The 17,822-nt window shown below is 67.6% G+C and carries 18 protein-coding genes; 7 read left to right on the top strand and 11 right to left on the bottom strand.

Annotated elements, in window-relative coordinates:
- Positions 1 to 62 precede the first annotated feature (62 nt).
- Both ACP696_RS06745 and ACP696_RS06740 read right to left on the bottom strand, forming a co-directional pair.
- Positions 63 to 803, bottom strand: a complete 741-nt coding sequence (locus ACP696_RS06745; RefSeq protein ID WP_426043596.1) for a hypothetical protein — start codon at positions 801 to 803, stop codon at positions 63 to 65.
- A gap of 94 nt (positions 804 to 897) precedes the next feature.
- Positions 898 to 1,887 carry an RluA family pseudouridine synthase gene (locus ACP696_RS06740; protein ID WP_426011301.1) on the bottom strand — a complete coding sequence of 330 codons (990 nt, stop codon included), beginning with the start codon at positions 1,885 to 1,887 and terminating at the stop codon, positions 898 to 900.
- 161 nt (positions 1,888 to 2,048) lie between these two features.
- Between ACP696_RS06740 and ACP696_RS06735 the strand changes: the two genes are divergently transcribed.
- On the top strand, positions 2,049 to 4,565 hold the full coding sequence (locus tag ACP696_RS06735) for a TonB-dependent receptor (protein ID WP_426043595.1): 2,517 nt from the start codon (positions 2,049 to 2,051) through the stop codon (positions 4,563 to 4,565).
- A gap of 43 nt (positions 4,566 to 4,608) precedes the next feature.
- On the opposite strand, the gene ACP696_RS06730 is transcribed toward ACP696_RS06735, so the two are convergent.
- On the bottom strand, positions 4,609 to 4,917 hold the full coding sequence (locus tag ACP696_RS06730) for a ferritin family protein (protein ID WP_426011029.1): 309 nt from the start codon (positions 4,915 to 4,917) through the stop codon (positions 4,609 to 4,611).
- A gap of 81 nt (positions 4,918 to 4,998) precedes the next feature.
- Between ACP696_RS06730 and ACP696_RS06725 the strand changes: the two genes are divergently transcribed.
- The gene (locus tag ACP696_RS06725) at positions 4,999 to 6,708 is read left to right on the top strand and encodes an alkaline phosphatase D family protein (protein WP_426011031.1); all 1,710 of its coding nucleotides are present in this window, start codon (positions 4,999 to 5,001) and stop codon (positions 6,706 to 6,708) included.
- A 151-nt stretch (positions 6,709 to 6,859) separates the two neighbouring features.
- Here the strand turns inward: ACP696_RS06725 and ACP696_RS06720 are convergent, their stop codons facing one another.
- Positions 6,860 to 7,489: a LysE family translocator gene (locus tag ACP696_RS06720; RefSeq protein ID WP_426011033.1), complete on the bottom strand. Its 630-nt coding sequence runs from the start codon at positions 7,487 to 7,489 to the stop codon at positions 6,860 to 6,862.
- Between the two features lie 117 nt (positions 7,490 to 7,606).
- On the opposite strand from ACP696_RS06720, the gene ACP696_RS06715 reads away from it, so the two are divergent.
- Positions 7,607 to 8,110 (top strand): hypothetical protein, encoded by a 504-nt coding sequence (locus ACP696_RS06715; RefSeq protein WP_426011034.1) that lies wholly within the window; start codon positions 7,607 to 7,609, stop codon positions 8,108 to 8,110.
- An 84-nt stretch (positions 8,111 to 8,194) separates the two neighbouring features.
- Here the strand turns inward: ACP696_RS06715 and hisI are convergent, their stop codons facing one another.
- The 4 genes from hisI to ACP696_RS06695 all read right to left on the bottom strand — a co-directional run bounded on the left by hisI (position 8,195) and on the right by ACP696_RS06695 (position 10,858).
- Positions 8,195 to 8,593, bottom strand: coding sequence for a phosphoribosyl-AMP cyclohydrolase (hisI, locus tag ACP696_RS06710; RefSeq protein ID WP_426011036.1), 399 nt, complete (start codon positions 8,591 to 8,593; stop codon positions 8,195 to 8,197).
- Positions 8,594 to 8,713: 120 nt separating this feature from the next.
- Positions 8,714 to 8,947, bottom strand: a complete 234-nt coding sequence (locus ACP696_RS06705) for an AbrB/MazE/SpoVT family DNA-binding domain-containing protein (protein WP_426011038.1) — start codon at positions 8,945 to 8,947, stop codon at positions 8,714 to 8,716.
- Positions 8,948 to 8,983: 36 nt separating this feature from the next.
- A complete protein-coding gene (locus ACP696_RS06700; RefSeq protein ID WP_426011040.1) occupies positions 8,984 to 9,322 on the bottom strand; it encodes a hypothetical protein in 339 nt (112 codons plus the stop codon).
- Positions 9,323 to 9,328: 6 nt separating this feature from the next.
- A complete protein-coding gene (locus ACP696_RS06695; protein WP_426011041.1) occupies positions 9,329 to 10,858 on the bottom strand; it encodes a UbiD family decarboxylase in 1,530 nt (509 codons plus the stop codon).
- 129 nt (positions 10,859 to 10,987) lie between these two features.
- Here ACP696_RS06695 and ACP696_RS06690 point away from each other — a divergent pair, with 129 nt between their 5' ends.
- Positions 10,988 to 12,775, top strand: a complete 1,788-nt coding sequence (locus ACP696_RS06690; RefSeq protein ID WP_426011042.1) for a DUF4153 domain-containing protein — start codon at positions 10,988 to 10,990, stop codon at positions 12,773 to 12,775.
- Between the two features lie 74 nt (positions 12,776 to 12,849).
- Here ACP696_RS06690 and ACP696_RS06685 read toward each other — a convergent pair whose 3' ends face one another.
- From ACP696_RS06685 to ACP696_RS06675, 3 genes are all read right to left on the bottom strand, one after another.
- A complete protein-coding gene (locus ACP696_RS06685) occupies positions 12,850 to 14,655 on the bottom strand; it encodes an ABC transporter ATP-binding protein (protein ID WP_426011044.1) in 1,806 nt (601 codons plus the stop codon).
- 8 nt (positions 14,656 to 14,663) lie between these two features.
- The gene (locus ACP696_RS06680) at positions 14,664 to 14,948 is read right to left on the bottom strand and encodes a DUF454 family protein (RefSeq protein ID WP_426011046.1); all 285 of its coding nucleotides are present in this window, start codon (positions 14,946 to 14,948) and stop codon (positions 14,664 to 14,666) included.
- Between the two features lie 178 nt (positions 14,949 to 15,126).
- Complete coding sequence (locus tag ACP696_RS06675; RefSeq protein WP_426043594.1) at positions 15,127 to 15,468, bottom strand: glyoxalase superfamily protein; 342 nt, start codon at positions 15,466 to 15,468, stop codon at positions 15,127 to 15,129.
- 239 nt (positions 15,469 to 15,707) lie between these two features.
- Here ACP696_RS06675 and ACP696_RS06670 point away from each other — a divergent pair, with 239 nt between their 5' ends.
- From ACP696_RS06670 to ACP696_RS06660, 3 genes are all read left to right on the top strand, one after another.
- Positions 15,708 to 16,490, top strand: coding sequence for an SDR family NAD(P)-dependent oxidoreductase (locus tag ACP696_RS06670; protein ID WP_426011050.1), 783 nt, complete (start codon positions 15,708 to 15,710; stop codon positions 16,488 to 16,490).
- A gap of 131 nt (positions 16,491 to 16,621) precedes the next feature.
- A complete protein-coding gene (locus ACP696_RS06665) occupies positions 16,622 to 16,759 on the top strand; it encodes a hypothetical protein (RefSeq protein WP_426011051.1) in 138 nt (45 codons plus the stop codon).
- Between the two features lie 79 nt (positions 16,760 to 16,838).
- Positions 16,839 to 17,804: an NAD(P)H-dependent flavin oxidoreductase gene (locus ACP696_RS06660; RefSeq protein WP_426029877.1), complete on the top strand. Its 966-nt coding sequence runs from the start codon at positions 16,839 to 16,841 to the stop codon at positions 17,802 to 17,804.
- The last annotated feature ends 18 nt before the right edge of the window (positions 17,805 to 17,822 follow it).

Below are 17,822 nucleotides of genomic sequence, written 5' to 3'. Positions count from 1 at the left end.
AGGCGAACGCCGATCCAGGTCGTCCGCGCCGAAACAAGATTGGGGCGATTGGTCGCGCGGGGCTAGGGCCGTTCGGCCGCCGCCGTGCAACTCCGGGCGTCGCCGCGCATCTGGGTCACCCAGACGGGTTCGACATAGCGATCGCCGTCGCGGAAGCCTGGCGCGCAGCCTTCGGGCGTGTCGTCGCGTGACCGTCCGCCGCCGCGCATGTCGAGTGACAGGGCCAAGGACTGCGAGCCGCCGCCTCGGCCGTAGCCGCCATAGCCCAAGCCGCCATAGCCCAAGCCGTCATAGCCGTAGCCGCCGCCGTAGCCGCCCCCGTAGCCCCGGCCGTTCTTGCCGTATTCGGTCTTGGAAACGGCGACGCCCAAGGTGCTGGCTTCGCCGATCGGGATCAGGGTGGAGACATAGGCGCTGCGATAGCCGCCGGTGCCGACGCTGACCCCGGCCTCGCCGTGCATCTGGCGTTTGCCGTCGGGACCCAGGGCGTAGCCATTGACGTCCACTTTCGGCGGCGCCGCATAGTCGAGGGGGCCGCCGCCGCCGCGTTCGATCGGCGGCGCGTCGGCCAGCCAGGCGGCGACCTGGTCCTGGGTGCTCACGGGCTCAGCATTGCGGGCGGCCTCGGCCTTGGCTTTCGCGTCGGCCTGGGCCTTGGCGATCTCGGCTTCGGTGGGCGGCTTGGCGACGCGCGAGGCGGTGGCCACGACCTCGTCGTCAGGAGTAGCTGCCACGGCCAGGCTGGGCAGGGCCAGCGGCGCGGCCAGAAATGCGACAGCCAGGGCGAAACGGGACGCGAGCATGGACAAGACCTCCGACCTATCCATCCTGGACCCGGCCGTGAGCCGAATTAGGGCCTGAATGTTGCGTGGCCGCAAGGCGAAGCTGGTGGCGGAGTCACAGCGCTTCAAGGGCGGCCTCCAGCGCCGCCATGTCCGGCGGCAGGGGCGTCTCGAACCGCAGGGTCTGGCCGGTGATCGGGTGGACGAAGCCCAGCACGGCGGCGTGCAGGGCTTGGCGGGCGAACCCGATCTCCGTGATCGCCGCCTTGACCGGCGCAGCGGGGGCTCCGGCCCCATAGACCGGGTCGCCCAGGCAGGGGCTGCCCTTGCTGGCCATATGGACGCGGATCTGGTGGGTGCGGCCGGTCTCCAGCCGGCAGGCGACGCGGGCCGCCAGGGGCGCGTGCTTGCCGCCGCCGCCAAAGGTCTTCTCGACCCGGTAGTGGGTGGTCGCCTCTCGGCCGCCGGACTTGAGGACGGCCATCTTCTTGCGGTCGCCCGGCGAGCGGCCCAGTTGGGTCTGGATCGTGCCGACGGCGGGGCTAGGCGCGCCGCGGGTCAGGGCCAGGTACATGCGGTCTATGTCGTGCTCGGCAAACAGGGCCGACAGGCCCTGGTGGGCGGCGTCGGTCTTGGCCGCGACCATCACGCCGGAGGTTTCCTTGTCCAGCCGGTGGACGATGCCGGGGCGGGCGACGCCGCCGATCCCCGACAGGCTGTCGCCGCAGTGGTGCAGCAGGGCGTTAACCAGGGTGCCGGTCTCGCAGCCCGGCGCCGGGTGGGCGGCCATGCCGGCGGGCTTGTCGATGACGATCAGATAAGCATCCTCATAGAGCACGCTCAGCGGGATGTTCTCGGGCAGGGGCTCGGCGGCGGTCGGGGGCGGGATGTTGACCGCATAGGTCCCGGCCACGGCCTTGGCCGAGCCGCTGGTCAGCGGGACGGGCGTCTTGCCGGGGATCGCCAGCGACACCTGGCCCTCCGCCATCAGGGCTTGCAGGCGAGCCCGTGAAAGGGTCGGAGCGGCGGTGGCCAAGGCCTTGTCCAGCCGCTGGCCGGCCAGGTCGGGGCCGATCTCGATCCGCAGGGTCTCACCGGCCGGCATGCCCGTTTCCAAGGCGTCTGGGTCCTCGATCTCGTCTCCGAGCGGGGGATCGGGGGGCTGGACCAGCGGCTTCACGGCTCCGTCACGGGTTTGTCGCGGCGCCGACATCGCCCGCGCCTACCGGCTCAGGTTCGAAGTTCAGCGTATGAAGGGGATAGTCGATGCGCGCGATCCGCACCACCTTGCTCATGGCCGCCGCCAGCGGCCTGGCCCTGACCGCCGGCCAAGTCTGGGCCGCCGATCTTACGCCTGCGGCCACCGCTGAACCCAGCGTCGTCGAGGAACTGGTGGTCACCGCCCAGAAGCGCGAGCAGAAGGTGCTCGACGTGCCGATCGCCTTGACCGCCTATTCGGGCGCCATGCTCGACAGGCTGGGCGTCCAGGAATTCGACAAGCTGTCGCTTTTCGTGCCCGGCTTCCAGGTCCAGAACCAGTCGCCCAACAACCCTGGTTTCGTGATGCGCGGCGTCACCTCCGACAGCGGTGACGCCACCACCGAGCCGCGGGTGTCGGTGTTCCAGGACGGCGTGTCGATCTCCAAGTCGCGAGGCTCCTATATCGAGCTGTTCGACATCCAGCGCATCGAGATCGCCAAGGGTCCGCAATCGACCCTCTATGGTCGTGGGGCGCTGATCGGCGCGGTCAATGTCATCCAGAACAAGGCCGACCCCAAGGCCCTGGACTGGCGCGTGGCGACGGAAGTCGGCAATGACGGCTACGGGTTGTTCGAGGGCATGGCCAATGTGCCGCTCAGCGACACCTTCGCCGTGCGGCTGGCGGGTCGCTACAAGGAGCGCAAGGGGCCGATCGAGAACCTGCTGACCGGCCGGACCTTGGGCTCGACCGATACGGGCGCCCTGCGGTTCTCGGCCCATTGGTCGCCGACCAGCCGGCTGAACGCCGACCTGATCATCAATTACGAGGCCGACCACCCGACGGGGACCTCGTTCAAGTCCAACAGCTTCAACCCCACCGATCCGACGACCGGCGCGGTGCTGGGCGATCGCGACCCCAACAATGGCGCGGCCCTGTCGGCCGGCGCAGGCTTCAACGGTGGCGCGAAGTTGGGCCTCAAGCGCTTCGTCTCGGGCGCTACGGTCTTGGTCGACTACAGCCTCAACGACGCCTTCAAGCTGTCGTCGATCACCGCCGCTCGCCGGTTCCAGAGCACAGAGACCTTCGATCCGGACGGCTTCTCCCTGCCAATGCTGACCTTCGCCGAAGACGCACGCGGCAAGCAATACAGCCAGGAGTTCCGTCTCAACTACGACGCCGGCGGTCCGATCAGCGGCTTCGCGGGCGTCAGCTATTTCAACGAGGACGCCCGGACCAGCGTGCCGTCGCAGATCGACGAGCGCTACGCCCTGGCCTTGATCACCGGCTATCTGAGCAAGCCCAACGCCCAGCCGACCGGTTTGCTGACCAACCCCGCCGTGCTGACCGCGCTGGTGGGCGGTCTGACCGGCATCGGCGCGACCAGCCCGCTGGCCCCGCTGCTGCCCGGCATCGCCAACAACCTGCATGTCCACCGCGAAAGCTACACCAACTACGGCAAGACCGAGTCGTTCGACGTCTATGGCGACGCCACCTGGCGGCTGAGCGAGCAGTTCGAGATCTCGGCCGGCCTGCGCTACACCCACGACGACAAGACCAGCGGCTACGCCTCCAGCGTCGAGGATCGCTCGATCCTGGGCGGGCTGATCGCCCTGTCGTCGATCCCCGCAGCCCAGCGTCCTGGCCTGTTGCAAGCCATGGCCGTGCCGGGCGCCGCGACCATCCCGACCTCGGCCGGCTATCCCGTGCCGATGTTCGGCATCGTTTCGCAGCCGACCACCAACAATGGCGACATCTTCTCGCAGGACTTCTCGGACGAGGGCCTGACCTGGCGCCTGGTCGGCCGCTACAAGCCGACGACGGGCACCAGCCTCTACGCCTCCTATGCCCGCGGTCGGCGGCCCGATGTGCTGTCGGTTGGCCAACCCGCCGCGCCCGGCGGCCCGGCGCGGTTCACGCCGGTCTCGGCTGAGACCGTGGATTCCTTCGAGGTGGGGGCCAAGACCCGCGCGATGGGCGGTCGCCTGACCCTGGAAGGCGCGGTCTACGCCTATGACTACGACAACTTCCAGACCACGATCCTGGTCAACGCCAAGCCGGTGACCACCAATGCCGGCAAGGCCAAGTCCTATGGCTTCGAGGGCCAGACGACCTGGGCGGCGGCCTCGTTCGCCGAGCTCTTCGCGACCTTCGGCTACACCCACGGCCGGTTCGACACCGGAATCTACGAAGGCAACCGCTTCCGGCTATCGCCCGACTACAAGGCCTCGATCGGCTCCAGCCTGCACGCCGACGCCCTGCGCGGGCGCTTCACCTTCACCCCGACCTATACCTGGCAGTCGAAGGTCTATTTCTCGGACGACAACGACATCGCCGCCCTGCAGGTCAGCAACCTGCTGCCCGACACGGCGCGCGACGAATTCCAGAGCAGCTACGGCTTGCTGGACCTGCGGCTCGAATATCAGCCGTCGTTTGCCAGCTGGAAGGTCGGGGCGTTCGTCACCAACGCCACCGACGAGAAATACGTCAAGGACGCCGGCAACACCGGTGACGCCTTCGGCATTCCCACCTTCATCGCCGGCAACCCGCGCTATTACGGCGTGACGGCCGCGCTGCGGTACTAGGACGAGATTGGGGACAGGCGCATGCGCCTGTCCCCATCGGCGGCTACTTGCTTTCGGCCTCTTCCTCTTGGCCAGTGATCGAGCCGTCCTTGAACAGGTATTTCTTTAACTGCTCGTCGGTCTCCGGATCGCTGCGGCGCAGCCATTCCAGCACCATGGCCGCGTGCTCGAGCTCTTCGCGGGCGTTGTGCAGCAGGATCTTGCGTAGCTCCTCGTCGTCACAGTCGTCCGCGCGCTGACGGTACCAATCCACCGCCTCGAGCTCTTCGATCAAGGATGTGATGGCGTAGTGCTGGTTGAGGGTCTTGCCGCGCAGCTTTTCGCGCGGAACGTGGAGGCCTTCACTGGACATGCGTGCGTCATCCGATTGTTGTGTGTTGAGGCTAACGCACAACAAGACCTAGCGCTGCCGTGATTTCCGGGGAACACGACCATGAATATCGATCGACGCAGAGCCTTGACCCTCTTCGGTTTCGGCGGCGCGGGCGCGGCCGGCGAGGCGATGGCCGCCACGCCCCAGGGTTTGCACGCAGGCCTGGCGCGCTTTGACCATGGTGTCGCCTCGGGCGACCCGCTGTCTGACCGGGTCATCCTGTGGACGCGGGTGACCGCGCCGGACGCCAAGGCCCCGGTCGGCGTGCGCTGGGAGGTGGCGACCGACCCGGCCTTCAAAAACATCGTCAAGCAAGGCCAAGCCACCGCCGACGCCTCGCGCGACAACACGGTCAAAATCGACGTCATCGGCCTGAAGCCGGCCACCGACTATGTCTACCGCTTCCGCCAGGCGGTGAACGGCAAGGCCGTGGGCGAGGCGGTTGTCGGTCGTACCCGGACCCTGCCGGTTGGGCCGACCAAGGACGTGGTGCTGGCGGTGGTGTCGTGCAGCCTCTATCCGGCCGGCTATTTCAACGCCTATGACGCGATCGCCAAGCTGCCGCGTGTCGACGCCGTGCTGCACCTAGGCGACTACATCTACGAATATGGCGCGGCGCCCGATCAGTACGGCATGGCCTCGCCCACCGCCAAGACCCGGATCCCCAACCCGCCGCACGAGCTGCTCAGCCTGGCCGACTATCGCCTGCGCCACGCCCAGCACAAGAGTGATCGCGCCGCCCAGGCCGCCCACGCCCGCGCGCCCTGGATCGTGGTCTGGGACGACCACGAGACCGCGGACAACAGCTGGGTGGGCGGGGCCGAGAACCATCAACCGGCGACGGAGGGCGATTGGGCCAAGCGCAAGGCCGCCGGCATCAAGGCCTATTACGAATGGATGCCGATCCGCGAGCCGGTGGCCGGCGCCCTGCCCGAGGCCTCGTGGCGCGGCTTCCAGTTCGGCGATGTCGCCACCTTGCTGATGACCGAGACCCGCCTGACGGCCCGCACCCACCAGCTGGACTATTCGCACCATCTGGCCGGGGCCGACGGCAAGCCGGACTTCGCCGCCTTCGCCGTCAAGCTGAAGGACCCCGCCCGGCGGATGATGGGCCAGGGCCAGGAACAGTGGCTGGCTCGGGAGGTCGATGGTTCGGTCAAGAGCGGAACCGCCTGGCAGGTGCTGGGCAACCAGGTGGTGATGGCCCGGGTAGCCAACGCCGATCTCAAGGCGACCATGGGCGAGCCGGCCTTTGCCGACCTGCTGGCCAAGCTGCCGCCCTATCTCGCCAAGGCGGTCGAGCAGAGCCGCGCCTTGGCGGCGATCGACACGCCCTCCAATCTTGACGCCTGGGACGGCTATCCGGCCGACCGCCAGCGCGTCTACGACATCTTCAAGGCCAGCCAGGCCCGCCCGATCGTGCTCTCTGGCGACAGTCACGCCTTCTGGGCCAACGAGCTGTGGGACGACGCGGGCACGACGCGGGTGGCGGCCGAGTTCGGGGTCACCTCGGTGACCTCCCCCGGCTACAGCGACTACCTGCCCGGCGCCCCGATCGGCAAGGCCTTCGTGGCCCGCAACAAGGAGGTCAAGTTCACCGACCACGCCGCCAAGGGCTATCTGCTACTGACCCTGGAGCACGGCCGGGCGACCGGTGAGCTGATGGCGGTCTCGACGATTCTGTCGGAAACTTACGAGACTAAGGTGCTGAAGCGCTTCGTGGTGACGCCGGATGGCGAGGGCGGGGTGAAGGGTTTGGCCGAGGGGTAGGCGTCCAACGCCGGACACCCCCTCCGTCACGATGTGTATTCGCATCGCCCACCTTCCCCGCTTCGCGGGTGAGGAGTGAGAGCGTTCTTCTCCTACCCCCGTTTCACGGGGGAGGTGGCGGCGAAGCCGACGGACGGGGTGTCAGCGGCGCCTACCGCCGCTCGAGCGCGATCCGCACCCCGAACGCGACGAACACCCCGCCTGTCACCCGGTCCAGCCCCTTCACCACGCCCGGCTTGCGCAGCGCCCGAGCGATCGGCGCGGTGGCCAGGATCAGTCCACCTGACCAGACCAGCCCCATCACCACGTGCAGGGACGCCAGCAGCACGCCAAAGACTGCGGGGCTGGCGCCGGTCGGGATGAACTGTGGTAGGAACGACACGTAGAACACCCCGACCTTGGGGTTCAGCAGGTTGTTCCAGAACCCCTTGGCCAAGGCCGCGAGCAACCCGCCGGCCGTCGCGGCCTCGTCCGCCGAGGTGTCGAAGCTGGCGCGGGGTGTGATCAGTAGATTAACGCCCAGCCAGACCAGATAGGCCGCGCCGGTCCACTTCAGGATCGTGTAGGCGGTTTGGGAGGCGACCAGCAGCGCGCCCGCCCCAAAAGCCGCGGCCGCGCCCCAAGCCAGGCAGCCCAACCCGATTCCCACCGCCGTCGCGGCCGCGCGCCGCCAGCCCTCGGCGGCGGCCGTGCGCAGCACCAGGGCGGTGTCGAGGCCGGGCGTGATGGTCAGCAGGCCGGCGGCGACGCTGAACGCGAGCAGGGCTTGGAGGGTGGTCATTGTGTTTTGTCAGCGGCCTTCACACACGACGCAAGGCCGAAGGCGCGGCGCACGGTCAATAGCGTTGATGACACGCGACTAAGCCGATAGTCCGATCTCCAGTGACGGGGATGGGCGATGGCAATTCAGCAAGTGCTCTTCGACGCAAGGTCGCCGTTCGAACAATTCTCCGTCGGGTTTGCCGCGATCGGTGTGGTGGCGCTCATCGCGGCGCTAGTGCGTTTTTGGCTGAATCGGCGCGCGCCGATTTCGGAAATCAATTCGATGCAGCGGGTCGAGGGCGGAGTCATGGTGGGCGTGGCGGCCCTCCTGCTGGGCGCCGCGATGCTGCCGTTTCTTCTGGCCGCCAAGGCTGACCTGGATTTCCATTTCGACAGGGTCGTCACACTTGAGGGCTGTACGAGGGGCGTGGAGCGCGTGGTGCATGAGCGCGTCCACGGCGTGGCCGACACCTACCTCTCGGTGGCGGGCAGGGCTTTGCACTTCAATAGCAGCCCTTGGCGTTCCGGTTTCCACAACGCCGGCGACACGATCCGGGACGGGCAGTACTTCCGGGTCTTCATGGCGGGCGACACGGTCTTGCGTCTGGAGCGTTTGCCGCAGGCCTGCCCTTCAGCCTAGCCGTGGCGAAAGTGACGGCGTCTGCACATCAGGCCGCCGCCACCTGCACGACGGAGGTCCAGGCTGCTTCGGATGAAGAGAGCCCTAAGCCTCGCGCTCGACCAAGGCACCGTTCTCCCAGACGCGGTAGAAGCACGAGCGGAAGCCCACGTGGCAGGCCCCGCCGTCGCCTTGCGGGCGCACCTTGATCAGCACCGCGTCCTGGTCGCAGTCGATGCGCAGCTCCGTGACGATCTGCAGCTGGCCGCTGGTCTCGCCCTTCTTCCACAACGTGTTTCGCGAGCGGCTGAAATAATGGGCGACGCCGGTGTCGAGGGTGCGCTTCAGCGCCTCGTCGTTCATCCAGGCGAACATCAGGATCTCGCCGGTATCGGCATGCTGGGCGATGGCGGCGATCAGGCCCTGGGCGTCGAAGCGCGGCGTGATGGCGGCCCCGCGCTCGAGGGCGGTCTGGTCGGCGGGGGGCGGGAAGAGGGTGCTCATGGCCGACCTATGGCGCCGTTGGCCGGCCAGCTCAATTCCTCCCATGCCCCACAGGGGGAGGACTGTCTTGGCACATGTCACCATTTGAGCTCGGCGTCGGCCTCGGTCCTGAGCGGCGCTTCAAGCCATTCGCGTTCTTCTTCGGTCAGGCCCGCCTTGGCCAGCCCTGGCTTCCTCCTCCCAACCGTCGCGCGGATGCTTTTTCGGCGCGCGCCCGCCGGCGGCGATGATGATCCGGCCGTCTTCCATCACCACGTCCACGGAGTCGCCAACCTCGGTGCCGATCCTGGCGAGAAAAGGCTCAGGCAGGATTACGCCCGCTGAACCGCCGATCTTTAGCACCGAGCATCGCATGACGCCGCCTCCGTTGGAGGGACATCACAACATCGCCTACTCGCTGTCCCCAGCGGCGCGGCGCACGGCCTCGGCCCTTACCAGCGGAAAAGCTTTAGCTCTGTGAGACGCATCCGAGAGGTCCCATTCATCGCGATCAACGCCGACCCAGACGACGTCGAAATCATGATCGTAGTTCGCCAAACTCGCGGTCTGGCCGTCTCGACCCTCAAGCAAGAGGTAAGTCGTTGGTTTGCCGACGCTGATGCGGATGAAAAAGAACTGCGCGGTGTTCGCGGGTTGCCACAAGACTTGAACCCGCGTGTACGGATGCAGCGCCAACGCCAGCTTCAGTGCGTCCTTAGGCAGCCCGTCCCAGAGTTTCTCGATACCCATTTGCCCCTATTTCCAGATCGGCTTGCCGCCCCCCGGCAAGCCCAGCCGGGCCCACTTCTCGCTCACCGCGTCGATCACCGCCTGGTCCATGCGGATCTCCTCGCCCCACTCGCGGTGGGTTTCGGGGGGCAGCTTGTCGGTGGCGTCGAGGCCGATCTTCGAGCCCAGGCCGCTCTCGGGGCTGGCGAAGTCGAGATAGTCGATGGGGGTGTTCTCGATCACCGTGATGTCCCGGGCGGGATCCATCTTGGTGCTGATGGCCCACATCACGTCCTTCCAGTCGCGGGCGTTGATGTCGTGGTCCACGACGATCACCCACTTGGTGTACATGAACTGGCGCAGATAGCTCCAGACGCCCAGCATCACCCGCTTGGCGTGGCCGGGATAGGCCTTCTTCATCGACACCACGGCGATGCGGTAGCTACAGCCCTCGGGCGGCAGCCAGAAGTCGACGATCTCCGGGAACTGCTGGCGCAACAGCGGGATGAACACCTCGTTCAACGCCTCTCCGAGCACGGACGGTTCGTCCGGCGGACGGCCGGTGAAGGTGGTCAGGTAGATCGGGTCCTTGCGCATGGTGATGGCCGTCACCTGGAAGACCGGGAACTTCTCGACGCTGTTGTAATAGCCGGTGTGGTCGCCGTAGGGACCCTCGTCCGCATACTCATCGAGCAGGACGTGGCCCTCGAGCACGATCTCCGCATGGGCGGGCACCATCAGCGGCACGGTCTTGGCGGCCACCAGATCGACCTTGGCGCCGCGCAGCAAGCCGGCGAACTGGTACTCCGACAGGGTGTCGGGCACCGGCGTCACGGCGGCCAGGATGGTGCCGGGATCGGCGCCCAGCACGGCGCAGGCGGGCAGGGGCTCGCGCTTCCCCGCCTTCTTGTGGCGGGCATAGTGCTGGGCTCCACCGCGATGGGCCAGCCAGCGCATGATGCAGCGGTCCTTGCCGATCACCTGCATGCGGTAGATGCCCAGGTTGAAGTCGTCCTCGCGGTCCTTGCCCGGGCCCTTGGTGACGACCAGCGGCCAGGTGATCAGCGGCGCCGGCTCGCCCGGCCAGCAGGTCTGCACGGGCAGTTTGGACAGGTCGATCTGGTCGCCGGTCAGGACCACCTCCTGCACCGGAGCCTTCTTCACCGTGCCTGGCCGCATGGCCATGACGGTGCGGGCCAGGGGCAGCATGTCGAGCGCGTCCTTCAACCCCTTGGGCGGCGCGGGCTGGCGCAGGAAGGCCAGCAGCTCGCCGACCTCGCGCAGTTCGCCCGCCGTGGTGCGCGGCTCGCCGCCCAGGGTGACGCCCATGGCCACCCGCTTGACGGTGCCGAACAGGTTGGCGAGCGCCGGCATCGGCGAGCGCGTGCCGTCGGGCAGGATGACGTGTTCGAACAGCACCGCCGGCCCGCCGGTGGCCAGCAGCCGCGTCTGGATCTCGGTCATCTCCAGCACGGTCGAGACCGGCTCGCTCACCCGGACAAGCTCGCCCTGCGCCTCGAGGACGGCGATGAATTCGCGCAAGCTGCGATAGGCCATGAGGCGCTCCTGAACGGCAGAACCTAGAGGCGTCCCCGCGTCGTCGCAAGCACGCGCCGACAAGCTTGGCCCTAGGCGCCGCTCGCCCGGCGTGATCTCTAGCCCCACGACATTCGAGGTTGCAGCAAGATGACCGACGCCTTTCACGACGCCGCTCCCGCCGATCCCTCGCCCGAGCCTGGGGCCGTCCGCCGAGCCACGATCATCCGCCTGGCCACGGGCCTGGCCCAGGGCCTGCTGCTGTACGGGCTCTGGCAAGCCGACAAGTCCAAGGTCTGGCCGGCGACCCAGCGCGAGTTGTTCGCCGCCCTGCTGATGGTCTTCCTGTTCGCGCCGTTCGTGGTGCAGGCCGGGGTCGCGGCCCTGCGCTGGCGGACCCTGGTCGTCTGGAAGGCCGTGGCCGCGATCCTCGCCGCCGGGCTTGGGGCCTATGGCGTGTGGAGCGGCGATCCCGCCGCCGAAGGGGTTAACGGCCTGGGACCGCTGACGGTCTTCGCGATCGCCGCCTTGATCTTCATCGGCCATCACCTCGTCGAGCCCGCTGACCTGGAGCGCAGGCGCATCGCGCGCTACGAGGCCTATTTCGACGTGACCTGGAAGCACGGGGTGCAGGCGGTGCTGTCGCTGGGCTTCACCGGCGCCTTCTGGCTGCTGCTGTTCCTGGCCTCGGCCCTGTTCAAGCTGATCGGCGTCGACGCCATCGACAAGCTGATCCGGCACGAGTGGTTCGCCTTCCCCGCCACCGCCGTGATGTTCGCCGCCGCCGTGCAGCTGACCGACGTGCGGGCCAATCTGGTGCGCGGCGTGCGCACCGTGGCCCTGACCCTGCTGGCCTGGCTGCTGCCGCTGATGACCCTGATCGCCGCGGCCTTCCTGCTGACCCTGCCCTTCACCGGCCTCGAGCCGCTGTGGAAGACCCGCAGCGCCACCGCCATATTGCTCACCGCCGACGCCTTCCTGATCCTGCTGACCAACGCCGCCTATCAGGACGGGACCGAGAAGACCGCCCTGGTGCTGAAATGGGCGGCGCGACTGGCCGGGGTGCTGCTGGTCCCGATCACGGTGCTGGCGGCCTACGGCCTGAGCCTGCGCATCGGCCAATACGGCCTGAGCCCCGACCGGATCATCGCGGCGGCCTGCCTGCTGATCGCGGCCGGCCATGCGGTCGGCTACGCGATCGCCGCCGTGCGGCCGGGCGACTGGATGCGGACGCTGGAGGTCACCAACATCGCCATGGCCTTCGCGGTGATCGCCGTGCTGCTGGCGCTTTGCACGCCGGTGGCGGATCCGAGGCGGTTGTCGGTGGAGGACCAAGTGGGGCGGCTTAGAGTCGGGAAGGTCAAACCTGAGACGTTCGACTACGCCTTCCTACGCTTCCAGGGCGGTCGTGTTGGCCGTGACGCCCTGATAGCTTTGGGCAAGGACAGGAACGCTACGGTCAACGCCCCCGCCGCCAAGGCGCTTGAGGCCAACAGCCCCTATGAACTTTCGAAAGGTAATGACAAGCCTTCCGCCCAGGCTGTGGCTGAGGTTCAAGTCTATCCGCAAGGGCGGAAACTGCCGGAAGGCTTTATCGAAAAGACCTTTGGCAGAGACCTCAACGCGCTTTGCCTCTCCAGCGGTCGTGGCTGCAGCGCCCTGCTGATTGATGTCGATGGCGACGGCGTGGATGAAGTCCTCTTTTCAACAAGCGATCGCATGGGCGTATACAAGAGCGACCCCGCCGGTGAATGGGAGGAAATTGCCCGCACCTCGGCGTCTTGCAGCAACGACGGACTGCGGGGCCTGCTTAAGACGGGGCCGGCCCGGGTCGTTCCAGCCAAGCCGCATACCGATATCGAGATCGGTGGTCACCGCCTGCACCTCACGCCGAGGGATCCGGCTTGCGAAGGGTGGATTTTGGAGGACGCGTTCTAACGCATTTCATTTCTCCATTTCCGCTCATCCCGGCATTCGCCGGGATGAGCGGGTTGTAGATGTAGGCGAAGGTTCTAACCCACCCCCTCCGAGACCGCATTGAGCCGCGCATACACCCCGCCCGCCGCCTTCAGGTCCCCGTGCCGGCCCTCCTCGACCACCCGGCCGTTCTGGAAGACCAGGATGCGGTCGGCGCCGCGAACGGTGGAGAGGCGGTGGGCGATGACGATGGTGGTGCGGCCGGCCATCAGGGCCTCGGCGGCTTCTTGCACCTGGCCCTCGGTCTCGACGTCGAGCGAGGACGTCGCCTCGTCCATCACCAGGATCGGGGCGTCGGTCAAGAAGGCGCGGGCGATGGCCACGCGCTGGCGCTCGCCGCCCGACAGCTTGATGCCGCGCTCGCCCACCAGGGTGTCGTAGCCCTGGGGCAGCTTGAGGATGAAGTCGTGGGCGCGCGCCTTGGTCGCCGCAGCGATCACCTCTTCGTCGGTGGCGCCGGGCCGGCCATAGGCGATGTTGTCGCGCAGGGAGCGGTGGAAAAGGGCCGGGTCCTGCGGCACCACGGCGATGGCGCGGCGCAGGCTGCCTTGGGTCACCTCGGCCACGTCCTGACCGTCGATGACGATGCGGCCGCCCTGCAGGTCGTGCAGACGCTGGACCAGCTTGACGAAGGTCGACTTGCCCGAGCCCGTCGGCCCGACCAGCGCCACCCGCTCGCCCGGCGCGATGGTCAGCGAGAAGTGGTCGTACAGCGGCGAACCCGCCGCCTTGTAGCGGAAGGTCACGTTCTCGAAGGCGATGGCGCCCGGGCCCTCCTTCCCCGTGTTGGGCTTGAAGTCCGGGGCGTCCAGCACGTCGGCGATCTGCGGCGGCAGGCCTTCCCAGGCGGCCAGGTCCTCGGTGTCGTCCAGGCCCTTCTGCAGCATGCGGATGTTCTCGCCCATGTTGCGCAGATAGCCGCTCATCAGCATGAAGGCGGTGATGGCGAAGGCCACGTCGCCGGGCGTCGCCGTCCCGCGCGACCAGGCATGGATCATCGCCGCCGTCAGCCCGGCTTGCAGCAGCACCAGCAGCAGGTTCTGGCCCAGCCAGACATTGGTGAACTTGTGCCAGGTGACCATCACCGCGTCGCGCCAGGCGGCGGTCACCACGGCGACGCGCGCGGCCTCGCGGGTCTCGGCGCCGAAGCTCTTGACCGTGGGGTTGGAGGTCACGGCGTCGGCCAGGCTGGCCCCGATCAGCGAATCCAGGGCGTTGGACTTCAGGTTGGCGGGCCGCACATAGCGCGTGGTGACCACCACATTGACGACGATATAGGCGATCACCACCACCAGGGCGACGGCGCCGGCCAGGGGCTGGCGGACCAGCAGCATCAGGGAGAGGCCCAGCAGCACGATGACGCTGGGCGCCAGCCAGATGGTCACCGCGTCGGTCACGCTGTCATAGCCCCACATCGCCCGGGTCAGCTTGCGCACCGTGGCGCCGGCGAAGCTGTCGGCGTGCCAGTCGGACGAGAAGGCCTGGACGCGGGCGTAACCCTCGTTGGTCATCTCTTCCATGTTGCGGGCGGCCAGCGGGATCCAGAACCGCATGGCCAGGTTGCGGATCAGCGAGAAGCCCAGATAGACGCCCACGAACATCGCCCACGCCACCCAGGCCGCGTCGACGGCCGAGGGGCCCTTGGTCACGGTGTCGATCAATTGACCAGACGCCCAGGGCAGCGCCAGATCGAAGCCGATGGCCAGCAAGGTCAGGCCCACGCCCGCCAGCAACAGGCCTTTCCGGCGCAGCCAGAAGCGCATGATGAAGCCGAGCACCCGGCGGTTGCTCAGGGCGCGGCGAGGCTCGGTCTCGGTGTTATTGTCGGCGGCGTCGGTCATGGTTGGGGCTAGATAGGCGCTCGGCGCTTCTTTTTCGACCCACCAAACGGCCGCCAGCGCAGGTACCAGCGAATGGCCGGCCCGATCACGGGTGTGCGCAGCAGCGGCCGCACCGCGTGGGGTCGGGTCTTCAGGAAGCACAGCACCGCGCCGATCCAGAACACCGTGGTCGGCAGGCCGGGCGTGACGATCCCCACCGCGCCGATCGCCAGCAGGCTTCCGCCCAACCCGTCCAGCGCCCAGCGGACGGGACGGGACAGGCGCTTTCGGGGTGAGGGGGGCGGGGAGGTCATTGAAGGTGAATGTGGTGGGTCGCGTAAAGGTCCGCCAGGCAGAGCTCCTCGCCCTGTGGGGGAGGTGTCGGCGTAGCCGGCGGTGGGGGGCGTGATAGGACGATCACCGCTCGGATCTTCGACCATTAAACTCCCCCCACCGATCAATGCGCGATCGTCTCCCCCACAGGGAGAGGACCTACGCGCCCCCCATGTCCTGCGAAAACCGGATGCGGTTGCCGAACGGGTCGTGCACCGTCAGCACGTCGCCCCAGGGCTCGCGCACGATCCCAGGACGGCCATCGCCGTACTTCTTGTCGCTGAGTTCCTTGTGCAGGGCATGGACGCCCAGCATGGGCGCACAGACGGTTGCGCCGGGGCTGGCGTCGCCATAGTGCTCGGACAGATGCAGGGTCATTCCGGTGCGCGACACGCCCATGTACAGCGGCATGTCGGCTTCGAACCGGTGCTCGAAATCGACCGAAAAGCCCAGGAAGTCGCAATAGAACTCGCGGGCCTTGGCCTGATCGATGGTTGGCATGAGATCCTTTTCGACTCGGCGATCCCTCATCGGTGCTCGCATTGCCGACTTGGTCGCCGATCAAAAGGGATCCGCTGACAGCAAGATCAATGCTTTCACCCTTCCCGAAGGATGCGAGCGGCAGGCAGCATCAGCCTGGGCGCAGATTAAGGCGAGAGGCGGCATGGGGTCAATCGCGCTGTCCTTGACGCCGCCGCCGACAACCGCTCTCCTCAAACAAACGTTTGGGAGAAACGCGCATGGCCTATCAACCCTTCGACCTGACCGGCAAGGTCGCCTTGGTCACCGGCGGCAATCGCGGCATCGGGCTGGGCATGGCCAGCGCCCTGGCCCAGGCGGGATCCGACATCGTGATCTGGGGCAGCAATGCCGAGCGCAACCAGGCCGCCGAGGCTAAGTTGCTCGAGCACGGCGTTCGGGTGAAGGCCCAGACGGTGGATGTCAGCCAGGAAGACCAGGTCCGCGAGGGCATGGAGGAAGCCGTGGCCGCCATGGGCCGGCTCGACAGCGTGATCGCCAATGCCGGGGTCGGCTATGGCGCGCCCAGCTTTATCGAGATGAAGACCGAGACCTACCGCAAGACTCTGGCCGTGAACCTCGACGGGGTGTTTTTCACCTTCCGCGAGGCCTGCCGCCACATGGCAGAGCGGGCGAAATCGGGCGATGCTGGCGGCTCCATCGTCGGGGTGGCCTCGCTGGCCGCCATCGAGGGCGCGGCCCGCAACCAGGCCTATGCCGCCACCAAGGGCGGGGTGATCTCGATGATGAAGTCGGTGGCCGTCGAGCACGCCCGCTACGGGGTGCGGGCCAACGCCATCCTGCCCGGCTGGATCGCCACCGACATGACCCAAGGCGCGCAGGACAATCCCGCCTTCGCCGAAAAGGTCATTCCCCGGGTGCCCGCCCGGCGCTGGGGCCAGCCGGCGGACTTCGGCGGCATCGCCGTCTATCTGGCCTCGGACGCTTCGAGCTACCACTCGGGCGACACCTTCGTGATCGACGGGGCCTATTCCATCTTCTGATGAAAACTGGACGGCGCGGTCCATAAAATATCCTTATAAATAAGGCACTTGCGAAAATTTAGGGCTGTGGGAAGCTTCTCTCGTCGGCAGATCGAGCATCAGACTTGGGCGTCGGCGGGAGGAAACGAGAAATGACCCCGCAAGACGTCGTGGCCCTGGCGCCGCCCAGAGGCATGCTGGCCCTGATCGCCATGATCCTGACCTCGATGGCCGCCTGCTTTTGGACGTCGGAAGCCGAGGCGCAGCCGGACGTCCTGCGGCGGGACTAGACGAAACCGCGACTGACCTCGCGGCACGCTTGCCGTCACGACCCCAGCGCCCATCCTCCGAAAAAACAGGAGGATTCTGATGACCTTGCACACCCCGCTGTGCGACCTGCTCGGCGTCGAGCATCCGATCCTGCTGGCTGGCATGGGCGGGGTTTCCTACGCCCCGCTGGCGGCGGCCGTCTCCAACGCCGGCGGATACGGCGTGCTCGGCATGGCCGGGACCACGCCCGACTTCATTCGCGAGCAGATGCGCGAGGTCCGCGCCCTGACCGACAAGCCGTTCGGCGTCGACCTGCTGGCCGCCACCCCCGACGCCCTGACCGACGCCGTTGAGGTCATCATCGCCGGCGGGGCCTCATCCTTCATCGCCGGACTTGGGGTGCCCCTGCCGATCATCGCCCGGCTGAAGGCGGCGGGTCTGAAGGTGATGGTGGTTTGCGGGGCGGTGAAACATGCGGTCAAGGCCGAGCAGGCCGGCTGCGACGCGGTGATCTGCCAAGGCGGCGAGGGCGGGGGCCACACCGGCCTGGTGGGGACCCTGCCGCTGGTCGCCCAGGCGGTGGACGCCGTTGAGATTCCGGTGGTGGCGGCGGGCGGCATTTTCGATGGCCGTGGCCTGGCCGCCGCGCTGGCCCTGGGGGCGCAGGGCGTCTGGATGGGCACCCGGTTCATCGCCTCCGCCGAGGCGCACGCCGGCGATCTCTACCGTCAGGCGGTGCTGGAAGCGGCGGACGAGGACACCGTCCGCACCCGGTCCTATTCCGGCAAGCCGATGAGGGTGCGCAAGAATGCCTGGGTCGAGGACTGGGAAGCGCGGCCCGGCGATATCCAGGCCTTTCCGCGCCAGGCCATGATCAGCATCCAGGCCGGGGCCTTGGGCGGCATAGCCGGTCAGATCGAGGGACTCGACGCCGACAAGTCCTGCTTCGCCATGGGGCAGAGCGCAGGCGGCATCCGCGAGGTCTTGCCGGCAGGCGAGATCGTGCGGCGGGTGATGGCCGAGGCGGAGGCGACGATCGGGCGGGTGGCGGGATTGAGATCCTGATCCTTCTCTCCTTGCGGG

It is taken from the genome of Caulobacter sp. DWR3-1-2, from assembly GCF_049896225.1.
Classification (GTDB): Bacteria; Pseudomonadota; Alphaproteobacteria; order Caulobacterales; family Caulobacteraceae; genus Caulobacter.
This window is presented reverse-complemented; position numbering and strand designations above follow the sequence as displayed.